Source organism: Leucobacter albus (assembly GCF_039528015.1).
GTDB classification, from domain to species: domain Bacteria; phylum Actinomycetota; class Actinomycetes; order Actinomycetales; family Microbacteriaceae; genus Leucobacter; species Leucobacter albus.
In genome coordinates this window covers 691,124-714,855 of record NZ_BAAAKZ010000003.1, presented here as the reverse complement: position 1 = coordinate 714,855, position 23,732 = coordinate 691,124, and the positions used below count along the sequence as shown (strand labels likewise).

The window sequence follows — 23,732 nt, the reverse complement described above, 5'->3', positions numbered from 1 at the left end:
AGCGTGGCCTCACGCCGACGCCCGTGCGGCGGCTGGCGCCTTCTTTGCCGGCGCCTTCTTTGCTGGCGCCTTCTTAGCTGGCGCCTTCTTTGCTGGCGCCGCCTTCGCGGGCTGTGCGACCGCGGGCGCAATGGCCTTGCGGCCGGTCTTCGCGACGGGCGCCTTCTCGAGCGCTTCGGCGAGGAACTGGCCGGTGTGGCTGCCCGCGTGCTTCGCGACATCCTCGGGGGTACCAACGGTAAGAATCGTGCCGCCGCCAGAGCCGCCCTCGGGGCCGAGGTCGATGACCCAGTCGGCGCTGCGGATCACGTCGAGATTGTGCTCGATCGTGATCACCGTGTTGCCCTTGTCGACGAGACCGTTGAGCACGAGGAGGAGCTTGCGCACGTCTTCGAAGTGCAGGCCCGTGGTCGGCTCGTCGAGCACGTAGATGCTGCGGCCGTTCGAGCGCTTCTGCAGCTCGGTCGCGAGCTTCACGCGCTGCGCCTCGCCGCCCGAGAGCGTGGTCGCGCTCTGCCCGAGTCGCACGTAGCCGAGGCCGACGTCGACGAGGGTTTTCATGAAGCGGTGGATCGACGAGATCGGCTCGAAGAACTGCTCGGCCTCGGCGATGGGCATCTCGAGCACCTCGGCGATGTTCTTGCCCTTGTAGCGCACCTGCAGCGTCTCGCGGTTGTAGCGGTTGCCGCCGCAGACCTCGCAGGCGACGTAGACGTCGGGCAAGAAGTTCATCTCGATCTTCAGCGTGCCGTCGCCGGCGCACGCCTCGCAGCGGCCGCCCTTCACGTTGAAGCTGAAGCGGCCGGGCAGGTAGCCGCGGGTCTTCGCCTCCTGCGTCTCGGCGAAGAGGTTGCGGATCTTGTCGAACACGCCCGTGTAGGTCGCGGGGTTCGAGCGCGGCGTGCGCCCGATCGGCGCCTGGTCGACGTGCACGACCTTGTCGAGGTGTTCGAGCCCGGTGACCCGGGTGTGTTTGCCAGGCACCATGCGGGCGCCGTTGAGCTGGTTCGCGAGCACACGGTAGAGCACGTCGTTCACGAGCGTCGACTTGCCGCTGCCCGAGACGCCGGTGACTGCCGTCATCACGCCGAGCGGGAACGTCGCGTCGACGTTCTGCAGGTTATTCGACCGGGCACCGACGACCTTGAGCTCGCGGTTCTTGTCGCGCTTGCGCCTCGTCTTCGGCGTCTCGATCGCGCGGCGGCCCGACAGGTAGTCGCCCGTCACCGAGTTCGTGTTCGCTCGCAGCTCTGGCAGCAGGCCGGAGTGCACGACGGTGCCGCCCTCGACGCCCGCGCCCGGGCCGATGTCGACGAGCCAGTCGGCCGCCTCGATCGTCTCCTCGTCGTGCTCGACAACGATGAGCGTGTTGCCGAGGTCGCGGAGCTTCACGAGCGTCTCGATGAGCCTGCGGTTATCGCGCTGGTGGAGGCCGATCGACGGCTCGTCGAGCACGTACAGCACGCCGGTGAGGCCAGAGCCGATCTGGGTCGCCAAACGGATGCGCTGCGCCTCGCCGCCCGAGAGCGTGCCTGCGGCGCGGGCGAGGGTAAGGTAGCCGAGGCCGACCTCGATGAGGAAGTCGAAGCGGAGGCGGATCTCGCGCAGCACCTGCGCTGCGATCTTCGCGTCGCGCTCGCTGAGCTCGACGGCGTCGAAGAAGTGCTTCGCGTCGAGCAGGCTGAACTCGCCGACGCTCGCGATCGACTCGTCGTCGACCGTGACCGCGAGCACCTCTGGCTTCAGGCGCTGGCCGTTGCAGACGTGGCAGGGCACCTCGCGCAGAAACTCGGACCAGCGCTCGCGCCGGTTGTCGCTCTCGGCCTCGGCGTACTGGCGCTCGATGAACGGGATGACGCCCTCGAATCCGCTCGTGTACTTCACCTCGCGGCCGAAGCGGTTCTTCCAGCGCACGTTGACCTTGAAGTCGTTACCGCGGAGGATCGCCTCTTGGATGTCTTCGTCGAGCTCACCCCACGGGGTCTTGAGCGAGAAATCGAGGTCTTTCGCGAGGCCCACCAGCAGTTTTTCGTAGTACTGGTAGAGGCTCTTGCCCTGGCTCGTCCAGGGGATGATGACCCCCTCGCTGATCGAGAGCTCGGGGTCGCCGAGCACGAGATCTTCGTCCACCGACATGCTCGTGCCGAGGCCGGAGCACGTCGGGCACGCCCCGAACGGCGCGTTGAACGAGAACGTGCGCGGCTCGATCTCGGTGAGCTGCACCGGGTGCTGGTTCGGGCACGAGAGGCGCTCGGAGAACACCTGCGTGCGATCGTCTGCCTGCGCGTCACGATCCACATAGTCGATCTGCACCGTGCCGTCGGCGAGGCGCAGCGCGGTCTCGAGCGAGTCGGTGAGGCGGCCGAGCCCGTCTGGCGAGGCGACGAGACGATCGATCACGACGGAGATGTCGTGCTTGATCTGCTTCTTGAGCTTCGGCGGGTCGCTGAGCTGGATGAGCTCGCCGTCGACAATCGCGCGGGAGTAACCCGTCGCCGCGAGCTCCTGGAACAGGTCGACGAACTCGCCCTTCTTCTTGGAGACAACGGGCGCGAGCACCTGGTAGCGCGTGCGCTCCTCGAGCTGCATCAGCCTGTCGGCGATTTGCTGCACTGTCTGCGAGGCGATCCGCTCGCCGCACACTGCGCAGTGCGGAATGCCGATGCGCGCCCAAAGCAGTCGCATGTAGTCGTAGATTTCGGTGATCGTGCCAACCGTCGAGCGCGGGTTGCGGTTCGTCGACTTCTGGTCGATCGACACTGCGGGGCTCAGGCCCTCGATGAAGTCGACGTCAGGCCGATCCACCTGGCCGAGAAACTGGCGCGCGTACGCCGACAGCGACTCGACGTAGCGGCGCTGTCCCTCCGCAAAAATCGTGTCGAACGCGAGGCTCGACTTGCCGCTGCCCGACAGGCCAGTAAAGACCACGAGGGAGTCGCGCGGGATCGACAGATCGACGTTCTTCAGGTTGTGTACCCTGGCGCCCTGCACGCTGATGTGGGCGTGCGCTGCAGAGGAGCGGATCGGTGTTTTGCTCTGTGAAGTCACTCCCCCAGCTTAGCGTCTCCCGGCCGAACATTCGAACATGTGTTCTAGCATTTTGCGTGTTCGCTTCCCGCTAACCAGGCAGCACGCGCCTGGCATTGTTTGCGCCGGTGTGGGAGGCTGGGTGCCGCACGCAATCATCTGATGAATGAGGTTTGACATGACTCCAGCCGCGCCAGCACAGTCTCAGCGCCCCGTACGACCACAAATTGTGCTCGAGGTGCTGCAGCGAGTACAGCTCAGCCGCCACCTCGTGCGCATCGTCGCCGGCGGCGCCGGCGTAGCCGAAATCGAGCCGCTCACGCACACCGACGCCTACAGCAAGATGCTCTTTCAGCACCCCGAAACCTCACTCACACCGCCCTACGACCTCGACGCGCTGCGCGAGGCGCTCCCCGCAGAGCAGCTCCCAACGACCCGCACCTACTCCGTGCGACGTGTCGATCACCGCGCCGGCGAGGTCTGGATCGACTTCGTTGTGCACGGCGACGAGGGGCTCGCCGGGCCATGGGCCAACGGCGCCAAGCCGGGCGATCCCGTCGTGCTGCGCGGAATCGGCGGCGGCTACGCACCAGACCCCGAGGCCGACTGGCACCTGCTCGCCGGCGACGAATCGGCGATCCCTGCGATAGCCTCGGCGCTTGAGGCCATGCCGGCAGACGCGCAGGGCGTCGCTCTCATCGAGGTAGACGCCGAAGCAGACGTGCTCGATCTCGTGCACCCGGCCGGGATTGAGCTGACTTGGCTGTTTCGCCGCGGCGCCGCCGCTGGCACGACGGACATACTGGTCAATGCGGTGCGGGGGGCCGAGTGGCTGCCAGGCAGGGTGCAGGTGTTCGTGCACGGCGAGCGCGGCGCGATGAAAGCGCTGCGCCCCTACTTCACCGACGAGCGCGGGGTGGATCGGGCCGAGCTCTCGCTCTCGCCCTACTGGGCATACGGTCGCCGCGAGGATCGCTTCCAGGCCGAGAAACGCGAGCCGATCGGACAGATCTAGCGCCCACACGTCGCACGGCTCGACGCACGCATGACCGCGCTCGTTGGCCTTCGCCCATGGCATGCGAGATGCCCGCCAGAGCAATAGGATCAGCATATGAGCCTCACTTTTGACTTCGTCGGCATCGTCACCACCGACCTCGCGGCCTCGCTCGCCTTCTACAGGGATCTCGGCCTCGACATTCCCGCCGACGCAGCGAACGAGCCGCACGTAGAGGTGGTGCTGCCCAACGGAATGCGGGTGGGGTGGGACACCGTCGAGACCATTCAGGGGTTCGATACCGAGTATGTCTCGCCCACAGGCAGCCATCGCGTCGCATTTGCGTTTCAGGCCGGCTCCCCCGCCGAGGTCGACGAGGTGCACGCGCGGCTCATCGCAGCCGGGCACCGCAGTAGGGTCGCGCCGTGGGATGCCTTTTGGGGCCAGCGCTACGCAACAGTCATGGACCCAGACGGTAACGCGGTAGATCTCTACGCCGCACTCCCCGCGGCGTAAGCGCTGCGGCCCGTGGGGCCCGCGAACCCTGCACTTCCCTCCGAGCGCACCCACTTATTGCGCCGTGTACGGGTGGGGTCTCGGAGACAGGTGCAGGGTTCAGGGCGTTCTTGGCGCAGCCGCCCAGGGCGCAGCCGCCCAGGGCGCAGCGAGCTCGCGCAGCCGGGGCCCGGGGCACCGCCCCTAGATGTGGCCCGCGGCGTCCATGCTGCGCAGCTCGCGCTTCATCTCCGACACCTCGTCGCGCAGCCGCGCCGCGAGCTCGAACTTCAGCTCTTCGGCAGCGAGCAGCATCTGCTGCGTGAGGTCTGCGATGATCTCCTCGAGCTTGTCTGCACCCTCGGCCCCGATCGCGCCCGCGCGCGAGGCGGCCTTGCCCTTTGCTCGCTGCGGCGAGCCCTTCTGCGCGTGCCTCGTCGCCCGATTCGCGAGCACCTCGTCGGTGTCGGCAGCCTCGCGGTTGAGCACCTCGGTGATGTCGCCGATCTTCTTGCGCAGCGGCTGCGGGTCGATGCCGTGCTTCGTGTTGTACTCGACCTGAATCTCCCGGCGACGATTCGTCTCTTCGATCGCGAGCTGCATCGACGGGGTGATGCGGTCGGCATACATGTGCACCTCACCGGAGACGTTACGGGCCGCGCGACCGATCGTCTGAATGAGCGAGGTCGACGAACGAAGGAAGCCCTCCTTGTCGGCGTCGAGAATGGCGACGAGCGAGACCTCCGGCAGGTCCAGGCCCTCGCGCAGCAGGTTGATGCCGACGAGCACGTCGAACACGCCCGCTCGCAGCTCGGTGAGCAGCTCGACGCGCCTGAGCGTGTCGACGTCGGAGTGGAGGTAGCGCACCTGCACGCCCGCCTCCTCCATGAAGGTGGTGAGCTGCTCCGCCATCTTCTTCGTGAGCGTCGTGACGAGCACGCGCTCGTCGCGCTCCACGCGCCGCCGCACCTCTTCGAGCAGGTCATCGATCTGCCCCTCGGAGGGCTTGACGACGATCTCGGGGTCGACGAGCCCTGTCGGGCGAATGATCTGCTCGACGACGCCGTCTGCGAGCCCCATCTCGTACTTGCCAGGGGTCGCAGACAAATAGACTGTCTGGCCGACGCGCTCCTTGAACTCGCCGAACTTCAGCGGCCGGTTGTCGAGCGCGCTCGGCAACCTGAAGCCGTGGTCGACGAGCGTGCGCTTGCGCGAGGAGTCGCCCTCGTACATCGCACCGATCTGCGGCACCGTGACGTGCGACTCGTCGATCACCACAAGGAAGTCGTCTGGGAAGTAGTCGAGCAGGCAGTGCGGCGCCTCGCCCGGCTTGCGGCCGTCCATGTGCATCGAGTAGTTCTCGATGCCGGAGCAGAAGCCAATCTGCTCCATCATCTCGAGGTCGAAGGTCGTGCGCATGCGCAGCCGCTGCTCTTCGACGAGCTTGTTTTGCGACTTGAGCTCGGCTGTGCGCGATTCGAGCTCGTCCGAGATGTCGTGCATCGCGCGGTTCATCACCTCGCGACTGGCAACGTAGTGCGACCCGGGAAACACCGAAACGCTGTCGACCTGCTTCACAACGTCGCCCGTCAGCGGGTGCAGGTAGTAGAGCGCCTCGATCTCGTCGCCGAAGAACTCGATGCGAATCGCGAGCTCCTCATACATCGGAATGATCTCGACCGTGTCGCCGCGCACCCTGAAATTGCCGCGCACGAACTCGATGTCGTTGCGCTGGTACTGCATCTGTACGAACCGGCGTAGCAGCACGTCGCGGTCGAGCCTGTCGCCGACCTGCAGCGGCACCATCGCCTCGTAGTATTCCTCTGGCTTGCCGAGGCCGTAGATGCACGACACCGTCGAGATCACGACGACGTCGCGTCGGCTGAGCAGCGAGTTCGTTGTCGAGTGTCGCAGCCGCTCGACCTCGGCGTTCACCGAGGAGTCTTTCTCGATGAACGTGTCGGTCTGCGGCACGTAGGCCTCGGGCTGGTAGTAGTCGTAGTAGCTCACGAAGTACTCGACAGCGTTGTTCGGCATGAGCTCGCGGAACTCGTTCGCGAGCTGCGCCGCGAGCGTCTTGTTGTGCGCGAGAATCAGCGTCGGCCGCTGCACCTGCTCGATGAGCCACGCAGTCGTCGCCGACTTGCCCGTGCCTGTCGCGCCGAGCAGCACGACGTCGGTCTCGCCCGCGTTGATGCGCTTGGCGAGCTGCTCGATCGCCTGCGGCTGATCACCGCTCGGCTCATACTCGCTGACGACCTCGAATGGGCGAACGCTGCGGGTTGCTTCCATGCCTCCAAGCATAAACCTCTGAGGCCCACATTCGAAACTTTGTTCGCATAGAGCGAGCGAGGGTAGCTCCTACGGCACGAGCACCGCGCGGCCCTGAATCTTGCCGTGGTGCAGATCGTCGAATGCCTGCACCGCGTCGTCGAGCGCGTACCGCACGACCTCGACCGAGATCTTGCCAGCGGCAGCGAGCGCGATCACCTGGCGCATGTCGGCGCGGGTGCCGCCGTAGGCCCGCTCAATGTTCACGCCCCACGGCAGCGCGCCGCCGCCCGCGACGTACGGGAAGCTGCCGCCCCCGAGGCCGACGAAGCGGATCGCGCCTCCCCCGCGCACGACCGCGGTCGCGAGGTCGACAGTCGGCTGCACGCCGACGAAGTCGAACACCACGTCTGCGCCGACGCCGCCGGTTTCGTCGAGGATCCGCCCAGCGGCATCGCCGTCGCTCGGCAGCGCGAGATCGGCGCCGTGACTCTCGGCGAAGGCGAGTTTCGCTTGGTCGGTGTCGAGCGCGATGATGCGCGCGCCAGTCGTCGCTGCGAGAATCTGCAGCGCCATGTGCCCGAGCCCGCCGAGCCCGATTGTCACGACCGTGGCGTCACCCGTCATGCGGTCGCGCACGGTGTTGATCGCGTGCATCGGGGTGAGCGCGGCGTCGGCGAGCGGTGCGGCCTGCACCGGGTCGAGCTCGCCGATCGGGTCGAGGTGGCGGGCCTTCACGGCGATGAAGTCGGCCATGCCGCCGGGGCTGCCAATGCCGGGCGAGAGCGGCGCGAGCCCGTCGCGCGGGGCGACGACCTCGCACTGATTGTCGCGACCCGACAGGCACTCGCGGCAGCGCCCGCACGACAGGATCAGCGAAACGATCGCGCGGTCGCCGACACTCCAGCCGGTCACCCCCTCGCCAAGCTCGGCGACCGTGCCGGCGACCTCGTGCCCGAGCGTACTTCCGATGAGCGGGTTGTCGTCACCGAGCCCAATGATTGAGATATCGGAGTGGCACACGCCCGCGCCTCCCACCTGGATGAGCACCTCATCTGCCCCGATCTCGGGCCGCGGCTTCTCGCGGAGCTCTACCGTGTTGTGCTTGACATAGGTCACTGCGCGCATTGAAACACTCCCGGTTCTCGTCGGATCGGGCCGCCGCCGGTGGCAGGCCTCGCTGACTCCGAGCGTACGCCCACTCGGCTCAAAAAGCTCCTGTGTTGACGTGATAATCTGGCCGTCTTGTCAGGGCCAGGGGAAGTGGGATCACCGGTGAAACTCGCAGAAGCGCTCGCACTGCGCGCAGACACACAGAAGCGGATCGCCCAGCTGCGTGCGCGCGTCGCCGCGAACGCGCAGTTTCAGGAGGGCGACACCCCTGCGGAAGATGCTGGGGCGCTGCTCGCCGAGGCCGAGCTCGCAATCGGCGAGCTCGAGGCGCTCGTGCGCAGCATCAATGCGACGAACTCAGCAATTCAGCTCGACATCGCCCCGAAGTCGCCGGCAGGCGGCCGCCGCAGGCAGCAGACAGCCGGCCAGGCAGCGACCCCCGTCACGATGACCGACGCGCTCGCACGCCGCGACAGCCTGCGGCTGCGCCACGCGGTGCTCAGCGAGGCCGCAGACGCGGCCCAGGGAAGTAGCGGCTTCAGACAGCTGCGCTCGGAGCTGCGCCAGGTGTCGGCACTCGCGGTGCCTGAGCTGCGCACCAAGGCCGACGCGCTCGCGCGCGAGCTCCGGGAGCTCGACGCCCAGATTCAACAGGCGAACTGGCTGAACGACCTCGTCGAGGGATAACCGCACCACACAATTTCACACAGGCGAGTCGGTACCGATTCGATCAGCGGGCACACCCCGCGCCAGACGGGCAACTCTGGCTCTTGCAGGGTGGCGGGCAGCCCACGCATCACAGCGCAGCCCAGCACTGCGTACACGTGACTGCTCACCGCGCACAGCGCACTACCGCGTGCCGGGGTCGAATCGGGAGGGTGGGTTCGGGGACTCTTCGCTTGGCAAGACGCCGTGAAGGCGACCGTCGCGGCAGCGGGCTCCGCGCCCGAGCAACGCTAGCCGAGCAACGCTAGCCGAGCACAGGCAGCGCGAGGTTTCCGACCCCGCTCACGCGGATGTCGCCGAGCCCCTGCCACTCTGCCGCCTGGCGCAGCAGCGTCGCCGCGACCTCGGGGGTGTGTGTCGGCGCGCCATGCTCCCGCCAAGCCGCCTGCACGAGCAGCGCTCCGCCCTGGCGATCGGCCTTCAGGTCGATGCGCCCCGCGAGCTTGCCGCTAACCATCAGCGGCAGGCAGTAGTAGCCGAACTCGCGCTTCTCCTGCGGCGTGTAGATCTCGATGCGGTAGTGGAAATCGAACATGCGCTCGGCGCGCGGGCGAAACCAGACGACAGGGTCAAACGGTGTGAGGAGCGCGTTCGGCGCGAGCCTCCCCGGCACGCGCGCGTCGCGGTGGATCCACGCTGCCTCCGGCTTCCCAGCCCTCGTGAGCCAGCCCTCGACGGTGACTGGCAGCAGCTCCCCTGCCTCTTCGAGCGCGCGCACCGCAACGCGCGCCTCCGCCGCTTTCAACCGGTGGTAGTCGGCGAGATCGGCGAGCGTCGCAACGCCAAGCGAGCGCGCGGCGCGGGCAACGAGTTCGCGCTGCGCGGTGGCCCTGTCGATCTCCCCGAGGTGCGCCTCGTCAATGACCTGCTCGGCCAGCGCATAGCGGCGCTGGAAGCCCTCGCGGCCGGCAGAGACGACCTCGCCGGCGGCGAACATCACCTCGACTGCCTGCTTAGTCTCGCTCCAGTCCCACCAGGGCCCGCGTTTCTCCCGCGGCCCATCCTCAAGCTCGCGCACAAGCTGCGGCCCGTTCGCGCGCAGCCGGTCGCGCACCGCGTTGATTGTCGATGCGACGCGCTCGCGCCGTCCGTCGCGGTCGTGCTTTGCCCGATAGTCTGCCATGCGCCAGCCGAACAGCGGCCTGTCTTGCACGGGAATGAACGCGGCCTCGTGCGCCCAGTACTCGGTAAACTCCCCGCTCTGCCACAGCTGCCTGTCGAGCCGCTCGCGGTCATATTCGCCGTGCCGCGAGAACACGGGCATGTAGTGGCTGCGGGAGAACACGTTGACTGAGTCGATCTGCAGCACGTGCAGTCGCTCGAGTGCGGCGTCGAACGGGCGTCGCTTCGCGATCTTCGCCACATTCGAAAAGCCCTGGGCGGCCAGGGCGACGCGACGCGCCTCGGCCGCACTGAGCGATTCGGCGGCACTGCGGGTTTCGAGAGGTGACGCTGCTGCGTGTCGGGTCATGAGTCAACGCTACCCGGAGCCACCGACATTCCGGTCTCGCTCTGCGGGGCCTCGGGCACGGGCGCGTAGATCACGACGTGGAGATCGGCGGCGTCAGACGGCACGAGCCTGTGGTGCTCAAACACGAGCTCGCCGGCCGTCGGGTGGGTGAACGTGCGCTGCCGCGACGTGAACCTGCCGACTGCCTGCTCGGCCCACTGGGCTCGGAAATCTGCGCTGAGCTCGGTGAGCGAGTCGACGAGGGCGCGGTGGCGCTCGGAGCTGAGGCGCACCCCTGACTCGGCGCGAAACTCGGCGAGGAAGCTGCGGCTGTCGCGCTCCCAGTTGGGTAGCAGCTCGCGGTTGCGCGGATCGGTGTAGATGATTCTGAGCAGGTTGCGCTCGGCAGGCGGCGTTGTCGCAATCGGGCCGTAGAGCCACTCGTAGCCAGCGTTCCACCCGACGATCGTCCAGTCGCTCGTGAGAATGAAGGCCGGGAAGTCGAGCGCGCGAATGAGGTTTAGCAGGTGAACCGGGGCCTCGTTCGGCGGGGCCGGGGGCTGGGTGCGGCCGGGGCTCGCGAGCGCGTACACGTACTCCGCTTCGGGCTCGGTGAGGTGGAGCACACGCGCGACGGCTGCGAGCACCTGCTCCGATGCGTTGATCTCGCGGCCCTGCTCGAGCCACGTGTACCAGCTCACGCTGATGCCGGCGAGCGTCGCGACCTCCTCACGGCTGAGCCCGACCTCGCTGCGGCGGTTGCCGGGCGGCAGCCCAAGGGCCGCGCGCGACTGCGAGCGCCTGCGCGTCGTGAGAAACTCACCGAGTTGAATGCCCCGCGGGGTGCGCTGCCGAATCATCAGATCATAGTACTCCCAGTACTAGTACCAACGCTAACTTCCCCACCGCCCAAAGCTCTGGCTGAATAGTGGAATGCCCACCTATCGCTCATTCACAGTCACCCACGGCCGCAACATGGCGGGAGCCCGCGCGCTGCTCCGCGCCGCCGGAGTCAACGGTGCTGACCTCGGGCGTAAGCCCATCATTGCCGTCGCGAACTCTTTCACCGAGTTCGTGCCTGGCCACACGCACCTCGCCCCCGTGGGGCGCATCGTCTCCGACGCGATCATCGAGGCCGGCGGCATTCCCCGCGAGTTCAACACGATCGCGGTCGACGACGGCATCGCGATGGGCCACGGCGGCATGCTGTACTCGCTCCCCTCCCGCGACCTCATCGCCGACTCGGTCGAGTACATGGTGAACGCGCACTGCGCCGACGCCCTCATTTGCATCTCCAACTGCGACAAGATCACCCCCGGCATGCTGCTCGCAGCGCTCCGGCTCAACATTCCGACCGTGTTCGTATCCGGCGGGCCCATGGAGTCGGGCCGCGCGGTGCTCGCGAACGGCATGGTGCGCACGCTCGACCTCGTCGACGCGATCTCCGACGCCGTGAACGAGAACATCTCCGACGAAGACATGCAGAAGATCGAGGAGTCGGCGTGCCCGACCTGCGGATCCTGCTCCGGCATGTTCACCGCGAACTCGATGAACTGCCTCACCGAGGCAATGGGGCTCTCGCTCCCCGGCAACGGATCCACCCTCGCGACCCACACCGCACGCAAGGCGCTCTACGAGAATGCCGGCAAGACCATCGTCGATATCACCAAGCGTCACTACGACGATGACGACTACACGGTGCTCCCCCGCAGCATCGCGACCCCCGAGGCCTTCGGCAACGCGATGGCGCTCGACATCGCGATGGGCGGGTCGACGAACACGATCCTCCACCTGCTCGCCGCGGCCCACGAGGCGGGTGTGAACTTCGGCCTCGACGAGATCGACGCCGTGTCGCGCCGCGTGCCGTGCCTCGCGAAGGTGGCCCCCAACGTCGCGAACGGGAAGACGTACTACATGGAGGATGTGCACCGGGCTGGCGGCATCCCCGCGCTGCTCGGCGAGCTGCGCCGCGGCGGTCTGCTCGACGAGACCGTGCACACCGTGCACTCGAAGAATCTCGGCGACTGGCTCGACGAGTGGGACGTGCGCGGCGGCAAGGCGACCGAAGAGGCGTTCGAGCTCTGGCACGCGGCCCCCGGAGGCGTGCGCTCGTCGACGGCGTTCTCCCAGTCGGAGCGCTGGCGCGAGCTCGACCTCGATCAAGAGAATGGCTGCATCCACTCCGTCGAGCACGCGTACTCGAAGGACGGGGGCCTCGCCGTGCTGCGCGGCAACATCGCCGTCGACGGCGCTGTCGTGAAGACCGCCGGCGTCGACGAGTCGATCTGGACGTTCTCGGGGCCGGCCGTGGTGTGCGAGTCGCAAGACGAGGCCGTCGAGAAGATTCTCAACAAGCAGGTCAACGCGGGCGACGTCGTCGTGATCCGCTACGAGGGGCCCAAGGGCGGCCCTGGCATGCAGGAGATGCTCTACCCAACCTCGTTCTTGAAGGGCCGCGGCCTCGGCAAGCAGTGCGCGCTCATCACCGACGGCCGCTTCTCGGGCGGCACCTCGGGGCTGTCGATCGGGCATGTCTCGCCCGAGGCAGCGAGCGGGGGCATGATCGCGCTCGTCGAAGACGGCGACATCATCTCGATCGATATTCCGACCCGGGCACTCACGCTCGAGGTGCCTGCCGAGGAGCTCGAGCGCCGCCGCGCAGCACTCGAGGCAGGCACCGGGTACCGCCCGAAGAACCGCGAGCGCGCGGTCTCCGACGCGCTGCGCGCCTACGCCGCGTTCGCGCAGTCGGCAGACAAGGGCGCGGTGCGGGTCATCCCCGACACGTTCTAGGCGGATCCGCGACCGTTGACGTCGTCGCCACCTAACGACGAAAGCCCGCGCTCGCGAAAGCACACGAAGTTCACCAAAGCACACGTTAATGCGGGCAAACTTCGTGTGCGCTGGTGAACTTCGTGTGCTCTGGTGGGCGCGGCTGGCGCCCCTTGCAACGAGCAGAGCCCGCGCCCGGAACATTCCCGGGCGCGGGCTCTGCCGCGTGATGAGGCTACGACCTACGCGAACCAGAGGCCGAGCTCGCGCTCGGCCGAAAGGGTCGAATCCGAGCCGTGCACGAGGTTCTGCTGCACCGCGAGGCCCCAGTCGCGGCCAAGGTCGCCGCGGATCGTGCCGGGCGCGGCGACGGTCGGGTCGGTGGCGCCCGCGATCGAGCGGAAGCCCTCGATGACGCGCTCCCCCTCGGCGCGCACGGCGACAACGGGGCCCGAGCTCATGAACTCGATGAGCGGCTCATAGAACGGCTTGCCCTCGTGCTCTTCGTAGTGCGCTGCGAGCAGCTCGCGGCTCGGGGTCAGCATGCGCAGGCCACTGATCGTGTAGCCCTTCGCCTCGACGCGGCGGAGGATCTCGCCGGTCAGGCCGCGGGCAACGCCGTCAGGCTTAACGAGGATGAGAGTTTGCTCGGTGGACATGAAGCTCCTGTTCGAGTGGTGAGTACTGCGGTACCCAGTGTAGTGAGGAAGGTGGGGTGGCCGGGCGGGCAGGTCGCGGGGCGGCCAGGCGCCCGGCCGGGCGGCCAGGCGCCCGGCGGCGCGCTCAGTCGGCCTGAGCGAGCAGCGCCGCGTTGTCGCGGTCGATCTTGCCGCCGCGCACGATGCAGTACACCCACAGCGCGGTGAAAATCCCGCCGACAAACAGCGCGGCCGGCAAGATGAAGGCGGTCGCGAGCATGAGCACGTGGGTCACCCAGCCGAGGCGGATCCCCACCTCGCCGAAGCGGATCGTCGCGAGCGACACAATGCACAAGAGCGCGAGCACGCCGCCGATGACGAGCCCGAGCCAGCGCGGATCGGTGATGCCGAGACCGAAGATCGTGAGCCCGATAAGCACGACGATGATGAGCTCGAACCCGAGCACGATCGACGCGAGCGCCTTGCGTGTGGATCGTTCGCCACTCCGGCCGCCAGAGATCCGCATCGCCGAGTTGTGAGCCGCGGCTTCGGACGGCGAGAGCACGAGCTCCTCGTCGGCGCCGTCGTTCGGCCCGCTGATCCCCTGGCCGCCCGGGCCTGCACCGCGCCCGCCGTTTGGTGGAAGCGTGGTCATGCGATACCCCATTTCTCGGAACGTGAATGCGTGATGGCTTCGCCGGCGAGCAGCACCGAGCCAACGACGAGCACCGCGCGGGAATTGGATTCGCCGGCCCAGCTCCGGGCCCGCTCGAGCGCGAGCGGCAGCGACGCGAGTGCTTCGACGGGCGTGTCGGGAATGGCCGAGTCAGCGATCGAGGCGAGCTCCTCGGCTGGCAGCGAGCGGGGCGAGTCTACCGGGGTGACGAACACCTGGTGTGCGATCGGCGCGAGCGTCTGCAGCAGGCCGTGCGCGTCCTTCTCCTCGAGCACACCGGTGACGAGCGCGAGCTCCTCGAACGCGAACGACTCGGTGACGGCGCGCACGAGCGCCTCGGCGCCGTGCGGGTTGTGGGCCGCATCGATGTAGACGATCGGGTCGGTGCCGATGAGCTGCAGGCGACCCGGTGAGGTGAGCTGGCCGAGGCCCTCGTCGAGCACCTCTTCGGGGATCGGGCGCTCGCCGCCGAAGAACGCCTCGACCGCGGCAATCGCGAGGGTCACGTTCTCGGCCTGGTGCTGGCCGTACAGCGGCACGAACGCCGGGTCGTAGGCGTGGCCGGTGATGCCGACGATGTCGACCTGGCGGCCGCCGACGGCAAGCCGGTCTTCGGCCAGCCTGAAGTCGGTTCCCTGGGCGTACAGGCGAACGCCCAGCCCCGCCGCTGTGTCGACGAGTTCGCCGAGCGCGTCGACGTCCTGCTCGGCGGTCACCGCGACGGCGCCCGGCTTCATGATGAGCGACTTCGTGTGCGCGATCGTCTGCGTGTCGGGGCCGAGGTGTTCGGTGTGGTCGAGCCCGATGGGGGTGAACACGGCGACCTGGGCGTCGGCGATGTTTGTCGCATCCCACTCGCCGCCCATCCCGACCTCGATGACGGCGACCTCGACGGGGGCGTCGGCGAATGCGACGAAGGCGAGCACGGCGAGGGCTTCGAAGTAGGTGATGCGGCCGTGGCCCGCCTCGGTGAGCTCGGCGTCGACGAGCTGCAGCGGCAGCTGGAGTTCGTCCCACGCCTCGGCGAGCGCCGCCTCAGCGATGGGCTGGCCGTCGATCTGAAAGCGCTCGGTGAAGTCGACGAGGTGCGGGCTCGTGAAGAGCCCCGTGCGCAGCCCGTGAGCGCGCAGCAGCGACTCGATCGCGCGGCTCGTTGACGTCTTGCCGTTCGTGCCGGCGATCTGAATGACCGGGTACGACAGCTGCGGCGACCCCGCGAGCTCCGCGAGCCGGCGCACCGGTTCGATGCGTGGGCGCGGGTTCGCCTCGCCCACGCGGGTGAGGAGCGCTTCGTAGACCCGCTGTGCGGTGCTCTGGCTCATCGTGCGTCCTCCGTCTCGGGCGCGTCGAGCCCGGTGGTGTCGATGGTGATGACGAGCGGTGCCTTCTCGACGCCGATCGCCTTCGCGCCGGTCACGAAGACGCCGCCGCCCGGGGACTGCAGGTCGTCGATGACGACGTCGAGGCCGATGGCCTCCTGCACGGCGATGCCGACCGCGAGGGTTTCTGCGGCGATGAGCGCAGCGTGTGTCTGCAGCGCGACCGCGTGCGCCGGTTCGGCGTTCAGCGCGAGCACGATGCGATCGCTGACCTCGAGGCCGGCGTTCTTACGCGCCTCCTGGATCGCGCGGATCGCGTCGCGGGCGACGCCCTCCGCTTCGAGCTCGGGGGTCGTGACAGTGTCGAGCAGTACGAATCCGCCGCCCTGGATGAGCGCGATCGCGGGTCCACCGTCGTCGGAGCCGGAGCCAGCCTGCAGCGTGAGCTCGTACTCGTGCGGCTCGAGCGCGATGCCACCGGCAACGATGACGCCGTCGGTCTCTGCCCAGTCGCCGGCCTTCGCGGCCTTGATCGCGGCCTGCACCTGCTTACCGAGGCGCGGGCCCGCGGCGCGCGCGTTCACGGCGAGCGTCTGCACGATGCCGTTTTCTGCCGCGCTCGACTCAGTCTCCTGGACGAGCTTCACGTCTTTCACGTTGAGCTCGTCGCGAAGGATGTCGGCGAACGGCGCGAGCGCGTTCGGGCGCTGGGTGACGACGGTGAGCGAGGCGAGCGGCAGGCGAACGCGAAGCCGGTTGGCCTTGCGCAGCGCGAGCACCTGTGAGGTGATCTGGCGCACTTCGTCCATCGCGGCGACGAGTTCGTCGTCGACGGGGAACTCGGAGGCGTCGGGCCAGTCCGTGAGGTGCACGGAGCGACCGCCGGTGAGGCCGCGCCACACCTCTTCGGTGACGAGCGGTGCCATCGGGGCGGCGACGCGGGCGAGCGTCTCGAGCACGGTGAAGAGCGTGTCGAAGGCCTGCTTGTTGCTTGCCTTGCCGTTCTCGCCGGTCGTCCCCTCCCAGAAGCGGTCGCGCGAGCGGCGCACGAACCAGTTGGTGAGCACCTCGGCGAAGGATCGGAGCGCCTCCGCAGCGGAGGTCGTGTCGAGCCCCTCGAGGTGATCGCCAACCTCGCGCACGAGCGTGCCGGTCTTCGCGAGGATGTAGCGGTCGAGCGGATCGGTGGAGTCCACGCGGCGCTCCGCCTCGATGCCGTCAGCGTTCGCGTACAGGCTGAAGAAGTACCAGCTGTTCCAGAGCGGCAGGATGAACTGCCTGACGCCCTCACGGATGCCCTCCTCGGTGACGATGAGGTTGCCGCCGCGCACGACGGGCGACGCCATAAGGAACCAGCGCATCGCGTCGGAGCCATCGCGGTCGAAGACCTCGTTCACGTCGGGGTAGTTCTGCAGGCTCTTCGACATCTTGTTTCCGTCGGAGCCGAGCACGATGCCGTGGCTGATGACGCTCTTGAACGCTGGCCGGTCGAACAGCGCGGTCGCGAGTACGTGCTGCACGTAGAACCAGCCGCGGGTCTGCCCGATGTACTCGACGATGAAGTCGGCCGGCTGGCTCTGTTCGAACCACTCGACGTTCTCGAACGGGTAGTGCGCCTGCGCGAACGGCATTGAGCCCGAGTCAAACCACACATCGAGCACGTCTTCGATGCGGCGCATCGTCGACTGGCCGGTGGGGTCATCGGGGTTCGGCCTGGTCAGCGAGTCGATGTAGGGGCGGTGCAGGTCGATTTCGCCGGCCTCGTTTCGCGGGAGCTCACCGAAGTCGGCCTCGAGCTCCGCGACCGAGCCGTAGACGTCCTCGCGCGGGTATTCGGGGTTGTCGCTCTGCCACACGGGGATCGGGCTGCCCCAGTAGCGGTTGCGGCTGATCGACCAATCGCGCGCGCCCTCAAGCCACTTGCCGAACTGGCCGTGCTTGACGTTCGCTGGGACCCAGTCGATCTCTTCGTTGATCGCGATCATGCGATCTTTGATGTCGGTGACGCGCACGAACCAGCTCGATACTGCGCGGTAGATCAGCGGGTTGCGGCAGCGCCAGCAGTGCGGGTACGAGTGCAGGTAGCTCTGCTCGCGCAGCAGCCGCTCGCTCGCCTTGATCATGCGGATGAGGGGGCGGTTCGCGTCCATCCACAGCTCGCCTGCGACGTCGGTGACCGCGTTGATGAAGCGGCCGCCCTCGTCGAGGCTGACGATCGTCGGCATGCCAGCGGCGGTCGTGAGGCGGTGGTCGTCCTCGCCGTAGGCGGGCGACTGGTGCACGATGCCGGTGCCGTCGGTCGTGGTCACGTAGCCGTCGACGAGCACCTGCCAGTAGTTCTCGGTGCCCCACACCTCGGTGTTCGCGAAGTAGTCGAAGAGCGGCTCGTAGCTCACCCCGAGCAGATCGGCTCCGAGCACCGTGGAGGCGATGGCCTCGCGCAGCGCGTCTGCCGATTCGTAGCCGAGGTCGGTGGCGTAGTTGCCGGCGAGGTCTGCGGCGATGAGGTAGCGCACCTCGCCCGCTGCTCCCCCGTCCGAGGCGCCCGCGGGTCCGGCCGGCACGACAGCGTAGCTAATCTCGGGTCCGACCGCGAGCGCGGCGTTCGTTGGCAGCGTCCACGGCGTCGTCGTCCAGGCGAGGGCGCGCACGCCCGTGAGGCCGAGCTCGGCGGCGCGCTCACCGGTGAACGGGAAGGTGACGGTCACCGACGGGTCCTGGCGCTCCTGGTAGACGTCGTCGTCCATCCGCAGTTCGTGGTTCGACAGCGGCGTCTCGTCCCGCCAGCAGTACGGGAGGATGCGCTGGCCTTCATAGGCGAGGCCCTTGTCGTAGAGCTGCTTGAACGCCCAGATGACGCTCTCCATGTATGACAGGTTGAGTGTCTTGTAGTCGTTCTCGAAGTCGACCCAGCGCGCCTGGCGGGTGACGTATTCTTCCCACTCAGCGGTGTACTCGAGCACGGACTCGCGAGCCTTCGCGTTGAAGGCCGCAACCCCCATCTCTTCGATCTCGCGTTTTTCAGTGATACCGACCTGCTTCATCGCCTCAAGCTCGGCAGGCAGACCGTGCGTGTCCCAACCGAAGCGACGCTCGACCTTCTTGCCGCGCATCGTTTGAAAGCGGGGGAAAACGTCTTTGGCGTACCCGGTGAGCAGGTGCCCGTAGTGAGGCAGGCCGTTGGCAAACGGGGGGCCATCATTGAAGACCCACTCCTCGCAGCCCTCGCGCTGGGCAATCGAGGTGCGGAACGTGTTGTCCGCGTCCCAGAACGACAGCACACGCTGTTCGACCTCGGGAAGTCGCGGAGATGGATTCACGCCGAACGCCGCGCCTTGCGCTGCAGCGTCGCCGGTCGTCTGCTGGGGATAGCTCATTGGGTACCTTCTCATCACGCGATTCTCACGCTGGGGCGAGAAAGTGAATCGATCCACTCCCCGCGGTACCACCCGGCTTGCGCTTGCCTGCTCCGCAGGAAAACACCACTTCATTCGGCTGTAACGGGCCACCCGTTCGGTTCTACTGAGCAGCCTGTGCGAGCTACCGTTCTTCCAAAGACTCCCCGGTGATGGCCGGATCGCAGTCGATTCAGCCATTCTACCCGAGATTTTGCCAGTGCACTCGCGTGACGGCGCACGGGCACAGAAAGACATTATGGGCGCGTTTGTCACGCCAGTGGGTAACGAATGGGTAACAACCGTAAAACGCGCTTATCCCTGATGGCAGCAGAATTCGGGCACATTCCTGTGAAACCAGTGTGAACATGCGATGCCGGTTCGGGGATAGCGTCGATGGAGGGGTTCTCGGTTCAACCACCGCCACACCGAGGCGGTGCTTAGAGCGCCAAAAACCCGCGGAAACACCGCACAGGAGGAACATGTTTGACCACAATGTCGACCAGCAGGCCGACTCGGAGGGCGACGAAATTGCGATCTCCGTCACGCACGCCACCAAAGTCTTTGGGCGCAGGCCGAAAGAGGCCGCGAAGCGCCTGAAACAGGGCGCCACCCGCGACGAGGTCAAGCCGCTCGGCACCGCAGCGGTGATCGATGCGAGCTTCGATGTTCGCGTCGGCGAAATCTTCGTTGTGATGGGGCTGTCCGGCTCGGGCAAATCCACACTTATCAGAATGCTCAACGGTTTGGGCGAGACCACCGACGGGGCAATCTCCGTTTTCGGCAGCGAGATCGTTGGCACCGCACCCGCCGAGCTGCGCGAAATTCGCCGCACCAAGATGGCAATGGTCTTTCAGCACTTCGCTCTGCTCCCACACCGCACCGTGCTCGATAACGCCGCGTACGGCCTAGAGATTCAGGGCGTCCCCCTCGAGGAGCGCCGGGCCCGCGCTCAGCAGTGGCTCGAGCGTGTCGGGCTCGCTACCTGGTCCGACTCCTTCCCCTCGGAGCTCTCCGGCGGAATGCAGCAGCGCGTCGGTATCGCGCGCGCGTTTGCCGCAGACACCCAGATCCTGCTCATGGACGAGGCGTTCTCGGCTCTCGACCCACTGATCCGCCGCGAAATGCAGGAGCTGCTCGTCGAACTCCAGCAGGAGCTCGGAAAGACCATCGTGTTCATTACTCACGACCTCAACGAGGCAATGTTCCTCGGTGACCGCATCGCCGTCATGCGCGACGGCCGCATCATGCAGCTGGGCACGCCAAACGATATTCTCACCGACCCCGCGAACGACTACGTCGCGCAGTTCGTGCAGGATGTGGATCGCGCCCGCGTGCTCACCGCGGGCGATGTGATGGAGCCACCACGCGCTGTCGTGCCGACCTCCGCCGGCCCGCGCGCCGCGCTGCGCATGATGCGCGACCTGCAGACCTCAGCATGCTTCGTCACCTCGAGCGGCCGCAAGCTCGTCGGCGTTGTGCGCGACAAAGACATGCTCCGGCTCGTTCGCGAGGGGGGAAGCAACATCAGCGATGCGCTCAAGCCCACGCCATCGATCGTCTCGCCCGAGCAGTACATCGCCGAGCTCTTCGAGTTGTCGGTCGAAAGCCCACTGCCCGTGGCGGTCGTCGATGAGCAGAATCGACTCATCGGAGTCGTGCCGCGCGTGACGCTGCTCGCGTCGCTCACGAACCTCCCGACAATGACCACGGAGATCCCAATCATCGAACCAACTCCCGACGTGCCGCGCGCGATCATCACCGCCACGCTCGACGCCACGACCGACGGGAATGCCGCGCCGGGCGGATCCTCGAGCCTCGCCGAAGGGAGCATCGCATGATCACCCGCATTCCCGTCGGCCAGTGGGTCTCGGACGGTCTCGACTGGTTCAACAGCACCTTCGACTGGCTGCTGCAGCTCATCACCACCGTGATCAGGTTCCTCGTTGAGGGCCTGTCTGACGCGCTCATCGCCGTGCCGTACCCCGTGCTCATCCTCGCACTCGCGCTCATTGGCTGGTTGCTGCGCTCGTGGCAACTCGCGATCGGCACCGCGCTCACGCTGCTGCTCATCGTCTTCATGGATCAGTGGGAGAACGCGATGCTCACGCTCTCGCTCACCCTCATCGCCGCGCTCGTCGCTGTACTCATCGCGGTTCCCGTCGGAATTCTCGCCGCGCGAAACGACACCTTCAGCGCAACGATCCGCCCGGTGCTCGACTTCATGCAGACGATGCCAGCTATGGTGTACCTCATTCCCGCTGTGGTGTTCTTCGGCATCGGCTTTGTACCCGGCGTGTTCGCGACCGTGCTGTTCTCGCTGCCCCCTGGCGTGCGTTTCACGGAGCTCGGGATCCGCGGCGTTGACAGCGAGGTTGTCGAGGCTGGTCACGCCTTCGGATCCACCCCCGGCAAGATCCTCCGCGGCATCCAGCTGCCCCTCGCGATGCCGACGATCCTCGCGGGCATCAACCAGGTGATCATGCTCGCGCTGTCGATGGCCGTCGTGGCTGGCATGGCCGGGGCAGACGGCCTCGGCAAGCAGGTTGTCGCGGCGATCTCGACGATGGACATCGCGCAGGGCGTCGAGGCGGGCCTGTCGGTTGTCATCCTCGCGGTATTCCTTGACCGGGTCACCGCGGCGCTCGGCGATCCGAAATCGTTCAAGCACTCAGCGCTCAGCGCGCTGCGCGAGCGCGGCCGGGCCCGCGCACAGCAGGGCACAGCGGTTCCCGCGTAGCGCCGAAGTGCCAACACACAGTCTTCACTGACCCACCCCAACCCGCACCGCAGGTGCGGACGAAAGGAACACATGAACAAGCGACACCTCACAGGAATCGTCGGACTCGCGGCCGCAGCAAGCCTCGCACTTGCGGGCTGCTCGGCTGGCGGGCCGGGCGCGGCAGAAGGCGGCGACACCGGCGACAGCAAGGGCACGATCACCCTCGGGTACCTTCCCGGCTGGACCGATGGGCTGAGCACGGCCTACCTGCTCGAAGATCAGCTTGGCAAGCTTGGCTACACCGTCGAAATGACAGAGCTCAATGAGGCAGGGGTACTCTACGCCGGCCTGGCCGGCGGCGACTTCGACATGTACCCCTCGGCGTGGCCCGAGGTCACTCACGCCGACTACATGGATAAGTACGGTGACAAGATCGAAGACCTCGGCGGGTACTACGACGGCGCTGTGCTCACGATCGCCGTGCCTGACTACATGACCGACGTGAACTCGATCGAAGACCTCAAGGGCAGCGCCGACCGCTTCGGTGGCGAGATCATCGGCATCGAGCCCGGTGCTGGTCTCACCGCCCAGACTCAGGACACGATGATGCCCGAGTACGGCCTCGACGGCGAGTACAAGCTCGTCACCTCGTCGACCGCCGCGATGCTCGCGACGCTCGGCGACAAGATCGACAAGCAGGAGGACGTCGTCGTCACGCTGTGGCGCCCCTTCTGGGCGAACGACGCGTACCCGGTGAAGGATCTCGAGGACCCGAAGGGCGCGATGGGCAAGCCCGAGACCCTCCACTTCCTTGGCACCAAGGGCTTCGCGGAGGAGTTCCCCGAGGCGGCCGAGTACATTGCGAAGATCAAGCTCGACGACGCGGCGTACGCGGCGCTCGAGGGCCTGGTTACGGGCGACGAGTACAAGAAGAACCCCGAGGGCGCCGTCGACGCGTGGCTCAAGGACAACGCTGACGCCTACGACGGGCTCATCGCGTAGTCGAGCCGACCGCTAAGCAGGGGTGGGGCCCAATCCACGCGATTGGGCCCCACCCCTGCCTTGGTCGAGCGCGGCTGCTGTCTGCTTAGAGCAGCTCTGCCCGCAGTTGCTCCGCCGGCTTTGGCGAAAGCAGCCCTGGCGCGACATCGAAGGGGGTGAGCGCGCCGGTCGTGCCACTGGCAGCAAGCCGCGCTGCCGCGCGGGCGTATGCGACGAGCACGCTCGACGTGAACTCCGGGTTCGAGTCGAGCGCGAGGCGGTACTCGATCGTCTGGGTCACACCTGGCGAAGACTCGCCGGAGCGAATCACGAAGCCGCCGTGCGGCATGCCCGCGTGATCGCGCGCGAGCTCCTCGGCCGAAATGAAGTGCACCGTCGTGTTGTACGGTTCGAAGTAGTCGGGCATCGTCACGATGGTCTCGCGAATCGCCTCGGGATCCGCCCCCTCTTCGAGCACGACGAAGCACTCGCGGTCGTGCTGCTCCCGCGTCGTAAGCTCCGGGTTCTCGCCCGCGCGCACCCGCTCGATCGCGCGCTCAGAGGGCAGCGTGTACTGCACGGCCCCCGCGACACCTGGAATGCGGCGCAGCGCGTCTGAGTGCCCCTGGCTCAGGCCGCGCCCCCAGAAGGTGTAGGTGTTGCCCTGCGGCAGAATCGCCTCGCCGAAGAGCCTGTTCAGCGAGAACAGGCCCGGGTCCCAACCCGTGGAGATGACCGCAACAGTGCCGCCGGCGCTCGCCGCGGCGTCAACGGCTGCGAAGTGCTCGGGAATCTTGGCGTGCGTGTCGAAGCTGTCAACGAGCGTGAACTTGGCCGCGAGCTCGGGGGTTTGCACGGGCAGATCGCTGCGCGAACCGCCGCAGAGAATGAGCACGTCGATCGCATCGGTGAGGCCGTCGAGCTCGGAAAGCGCGAACACCGGAGTCTCTGGCCGCGCGGTTTCGACGCTCAAGGGGTCGCGCCGGCTGAACACGCCGACGAGTTCGAGGTCGGGGTTCAACCCGATTGAAGTCTCTACGCCGCGGCCGAGGTTTCCGTAGCCAACAATGCCAACGCGAATGCGGTCTGTCATAGTTCTTCCTCCCGCTGCGGCAGCTGGGCACCGCAGCCTCTCTATGCTAGATGCCGCGCG

At 67.1% G+C, this 23,732-nt stretch carries 17 protein-coding genes; 7 read left to right on the top strand and 10 right to left on the bottom strand.

Going from position 1 to position 23,732, the window contains the following annotated elements:
• Window positions 1–9: 9 nt before the first annotated feature.
• Window positions 10–3,048 carry an excinuclease ABC subunit UvrA gene (gene uvrA / locus ABD115_RS06900; protein WP_343959545.1) on the bottom strand — a complete coding sequence of 1,013 codons (3,039 nt, stop codon included), beginning with the start codon at window positions 3,046–3,048 and terminating at the stop codon, window positions 10–12.
• Between the two features lie 157 nt (window positions 3,049–3,205).
• Between uvrA and ABD115_RS06895 the strand changes: the two genes are divergently transcribed.
• Both ABD115_RS06895 and ABD115_RS06890 read left to right on the top strand, forming a co-directional pair.
• The gene (locus tag ABD115_RS06895) at window positions 3,206–4,042 is read left to right on the top strand and encodes a siderophore-interacting protein (protein WP_343959543.1); all 837 of its coding nucleotides are present in this window, start codon (window positions 3,206–3,208) and stop codon (window positions 4,040–4,042) included.
• 96 nt (window positions 4,043–4,138) lie between these two features.
• Window positions 4,139–4,537, top strand: a complete 399-nt coding sequence (locus ABD115_RS06890) for a VOC family protein (protein WP_343959541.1) — start codon at window positions 4,139–4,141, stop codon at window positions 4,535–4,537.
• A gap of 183 nt (window positions 4,538–4,720) precedes the next feature.
• Here the strand turns inward: ABD115_RS06890 and uvrB are convergent, their stop codons facing one another.
• On the bottom strand, window positions 4,721–6,808 hold the full coding sequence (gene uvrB / locus ABD115_RS06885; protein WP_343959539.1) for an excinuclease ABC subunit UvrB: 2,088 nt from the start codon (window positions 6,806–6,808) through the stop codon (window positions 4,721–4,723).
• Window positions 6,809–6,877: 69 nt separating this feature from the next.
• Window positions 6,878–7,915 (bottom strand): alcohol dehydrogenase catalytic domain-containing protein, encoded by a 1,038-nt coding sequence (locus ABD115_RS06880; protein ID WP_343959537.1) that lies wholly within the window; start codon window positions 7,913–7,915, stop codon window positions 6,878–6,880.
• Between the two features lie 147 nt (window positions 7,916–8,062).
• Here ABD115_RS06880 and ABD115_RS06875 point away from each other — a divergent pair, with 147 nt between their 5' ends.
• The gene (locus ABD115_RS06875; RefSeq protein ID WP_343959535.1) at window positions 8,063–8,587 is read left to right on the top strand and encodes a DIP1984 family protein; all 525 of its coding nucleotides are present in this window, start codon (window positions 8,063–8,065) and stop codon (window positions 8,585–8,587) included.
• 283 nt (window positions 8,588–8,870) lie between these two features.
• On the opposite strand, the gene ABD115_RS06870 is transcribed toward ABD115_RS06875, so the two are convergent.
• Both ABD115_RS06870 and ABD115_RS06865 read right to left on the bottom strand, forming a co-directional pair.
• On the bottom strand, window positions 8,871–10,097 hold the full coding sequence (locus ABD115_RS06870; RefSeq protein ID WP_343959533.1) for a winged helix-turn-helix domain-containing protein: 1,227 nt from the start codon (window positions 10,095–10,097) through the stop codon (window positions 8,871–8,873).
• The gene (locus tag ABD115_RS06865; protein WP_343959531.1) at window positions 10,094–10,936 is read right to left on the bottom strand and encodes a helix-turn-helix transcriptional regulator; all 843 of its coding nucleotides are present in this window, start codon (window positions 10,934–10,936) and stop codon (window positions 10,094–10,096) included. Before ABD115_RS06865 ends, ABD115_RS06870 begins: the two co-directional genes overlap by 4 nt.
• A 73-nt stretch (window positions 10,937–11,009) precedes the next feature.
• Here ABD115_RS06865 and ilvD point away from each other — a divergent pair, with 73 nt between their 5' ends.
• Window positions 11,010–12,869 (top strand): dihydroxy-acid dehydratase, encoded by a 1,860-nt coding sequence (ilvD, locus tag ABD115_RS06860; RefSeq protein WP_343959529.1) that lies wholly within the window; start codon window positions 11,010–11,012, stop codon window positions 12,867–12,869.
• A gap of 221 nt (window positions 12,870–13,090) precedes the next feature.
• Here ilvD and ndk read toward each other — a convergent pair whose 3' ends face one another.
• The 4 genes from ndk to ileS all read right to left on the bottom strand — a co-directional run bounded on the left by ndk (window position 13,091) and on the right by ileS (window position 18,858).
• A complete protein-coding gene (gene ndk / locus ABD115_RS06855) occupies window positions 13,091–13,507 on the bottom strand; it encodes a nucleoside-diphosphate kinase (RefSeq protein WP_343959527.1) in 417 nt (138 codons plus the stop codon).
• 124 nt (window positions 13,508–13,631) lie between these two features.
• Window positions 13,632–14,141 (bottom strand): DUF4233 domain-containing protein, encoded by a 510-nt coding sequence (locus tag ABD115_RS06850; RefSeq protein WP_343959525.1) that lies wholly within the window; start codon window positions 14,139–14,141, stop codon window positions 13,632–13,634.
• Window positions 14,138–15,484 (bottom strand): bifunctional folylpolyglutamate synthase/dihydrofolate synthase, encoded by a 1,347-nt coding sequence (locus ABD115_RS06845; RefSeq protein WP_343959523.1) that lies wholly within the window; start codon window positions 15,482–15,484, stop codon window positions 14,138–14,140. The genes ABD115_RS06850 and ABD115_RS06845 overlap by 4 nt, the downstream gene beginning before the upstream one ends.
• On the bottom strand, window positions 15,481–18,858 hold the full coding sequence (gene ileS, locus ABD115_RS06840) for an isoleucine--tRNA ligase (RefSeq protein WP_343959521.1): 3,378 nt from the start codon (window positions 18,856–18,858) through the stop codon (window positions 15,481–15,483). The genes ABD115_RS06845 and ileS overlap by 4 nt, the downstream gene beginning before the upstream one ends.
• Window positions 18,859–19,358: 500 nt before the next feature.
• Here ileS and ABD115_RS06835 point away from each other — a divergent pair, with 500 nt between their 5' ends.
• The 3 genes from ABD115_RS06835 (at window position 19,359) to ABD115_RS06825 (ending at window position 22,600) form a co-directional block, all read left to right on the top strand.
• Window positions 19,359–20,717, top strand: a complete 1,359-nt coding sequence (locus tag ABD115_RS06835) for a quaternary amine ABC transporter ATP-binding protein (RefSeq protein ID WP_343959519.1) — start codon at window positions 19,359–19,361, stop codon at window positions 20,715–20,717.
• Entirely contained in the window at window positions 20,714–21,616 is a 903-nt protein-coding gene (locus tag ABD115_RS06830) for an ABC transporter permease (RefSeq protein WP_343959517.1), read from the top strand. The genes ABD115_RS06835 and ABD115_RS06830 overlap by 4 nt, the downstream gene beginning before the upstream one ends.
• 72 nt (window positions 21,617–21,688) lie before the next feature.
• Window positions 21,689–22,600 (top strand): glycine betaine ABC transporter substrate-binding protein, encoded by a 912-nt coding sequence (locus ABD115_RS06825; RefSeq protein WP_343959515.1) that lies wholly within the window; start codon window positions 21,689–21,691, stop codon window positions 22,598–22,600.
• 85 nt (window positions 22,601–22,685) lie between these two features.
• Here the strand turns inward: ABD115_RS06825 and ABD115_RS06820 are convergent, their stop codons facing one another.
• Entirely contained in the window at window positions 22,686–23,672 is a 987-nt protein-coding gene (locus ABD115_RS06820) for a diaminopimelate dehydrogenase (protein WP_343959513.1), read from the bottom strand.
• Window positions 23,673–23,732: the final 60 nt, after the last annotated feature.

Bases quoted from the DNA above. Each gene is read 5' to 3' on its own strand.
- ABD115_RS06825 (WP_343959515.1), top strand. From the start codon at position 21,689: ATGAACAAGCGACACCTCACAGGAATCGTCGGACTCGCGGCCGCAGCA.
- ilvD (WP_343959529.1), top strand. From the start codon at position 11,010: ATGCCCACCTATCGCTCATTCACAGTCACCCACGGCCGCAACATGGCG.
- ABD115_RS06845 (WP_343959523.1), bottom strand. From the start codon at position 15,484: ATGAGCCAGAGCACCGCACAGCGGGTCTACGAAGCGCTCCTCACCCGC.
- ABD115_RS06850 (WP_343959525.1), bottom strand. From the start codon at position 14,141: ATGACCACGCTTCCACCAAACGGCGGGCGCGGTGCAGGCCCGGGCGGC.
- uvrB (WP_343959539.1), bottom strand. From the start codon at position 6,808: ATGGAAGCAACCCGCAGCGTTCGCCCATTCGAGGTCGTCAGCGAGTAT.
- ABD115_RS06880 (WP_343959537.1), bottom strand. From the start codon at position 7,915: ATGCGCGCAGTGACCTATGTCAAGCACAACACGGTAGAGCTCCGCGAG.
- ABD115_RS06830 (WP_343959517.1), top strand. From the start codon at position 20,714: ATGATCACCCGCATTCCCGTCGGCCAGTGGGTCTCGGACGGTCTCGAC.
- ABD115_RS06890 (WP_343959541.1), top strand. From the start codon at position 4,139: ATGAGCCTCACTTTTGACTTCGTCGGCATCGTCACCACCGACCTCGCG.
- ndk (WP_343959527.1), bottom strand. From the start codon at position 13,507: ATGTCCACCGAGCAAACTCTCATCCTCGTTAAGCCTGACGGCGTTGCC.
- ABD115_RS06895 (WP_343959543.1), top strand. From the start codon at position 3,206: ATGACTCCAGCCGCGCCAGCACAGTCTCAGCGCCCCGTACGACCACAA.
- ileS (WP_343959521.1), bottom strand. From the start codon at position 18,858: ATGAGCTATCCCCAGCAGACGACCGGCGACGCTGCAGCGCAAGGCGCG.
- ABD115_RS06835 (WP_343959519.1), top strand. From the start codon at position 19,359: ATGTTTGACCACAATGTCGACCAGCAGGCCGACTCGGAGGGCGACGAA.
- ABD115_RS06865 (WP_343959531.1), bottom strand. From the start codon at position 10,936: ATGATTCGGCAGCGCACCCCGCGGGGCATTCAACTCGGTGAGTTTCTC.
- ABD115_RS06870 (WP_343959533.1), bottom strand. From the start codon at position 10,097: ATGACCCGACACGCAGCAGCGTCACCTCTCGAAACCCGCAGTGCCGCC.
- ABD115_RS06820 (WP_343959513.1), bottom strand. From the start codon at position 23,672: ATGACAGACCGCATTCGCGTTGGCATTGTTGGCTACGGAAACCTCGGC.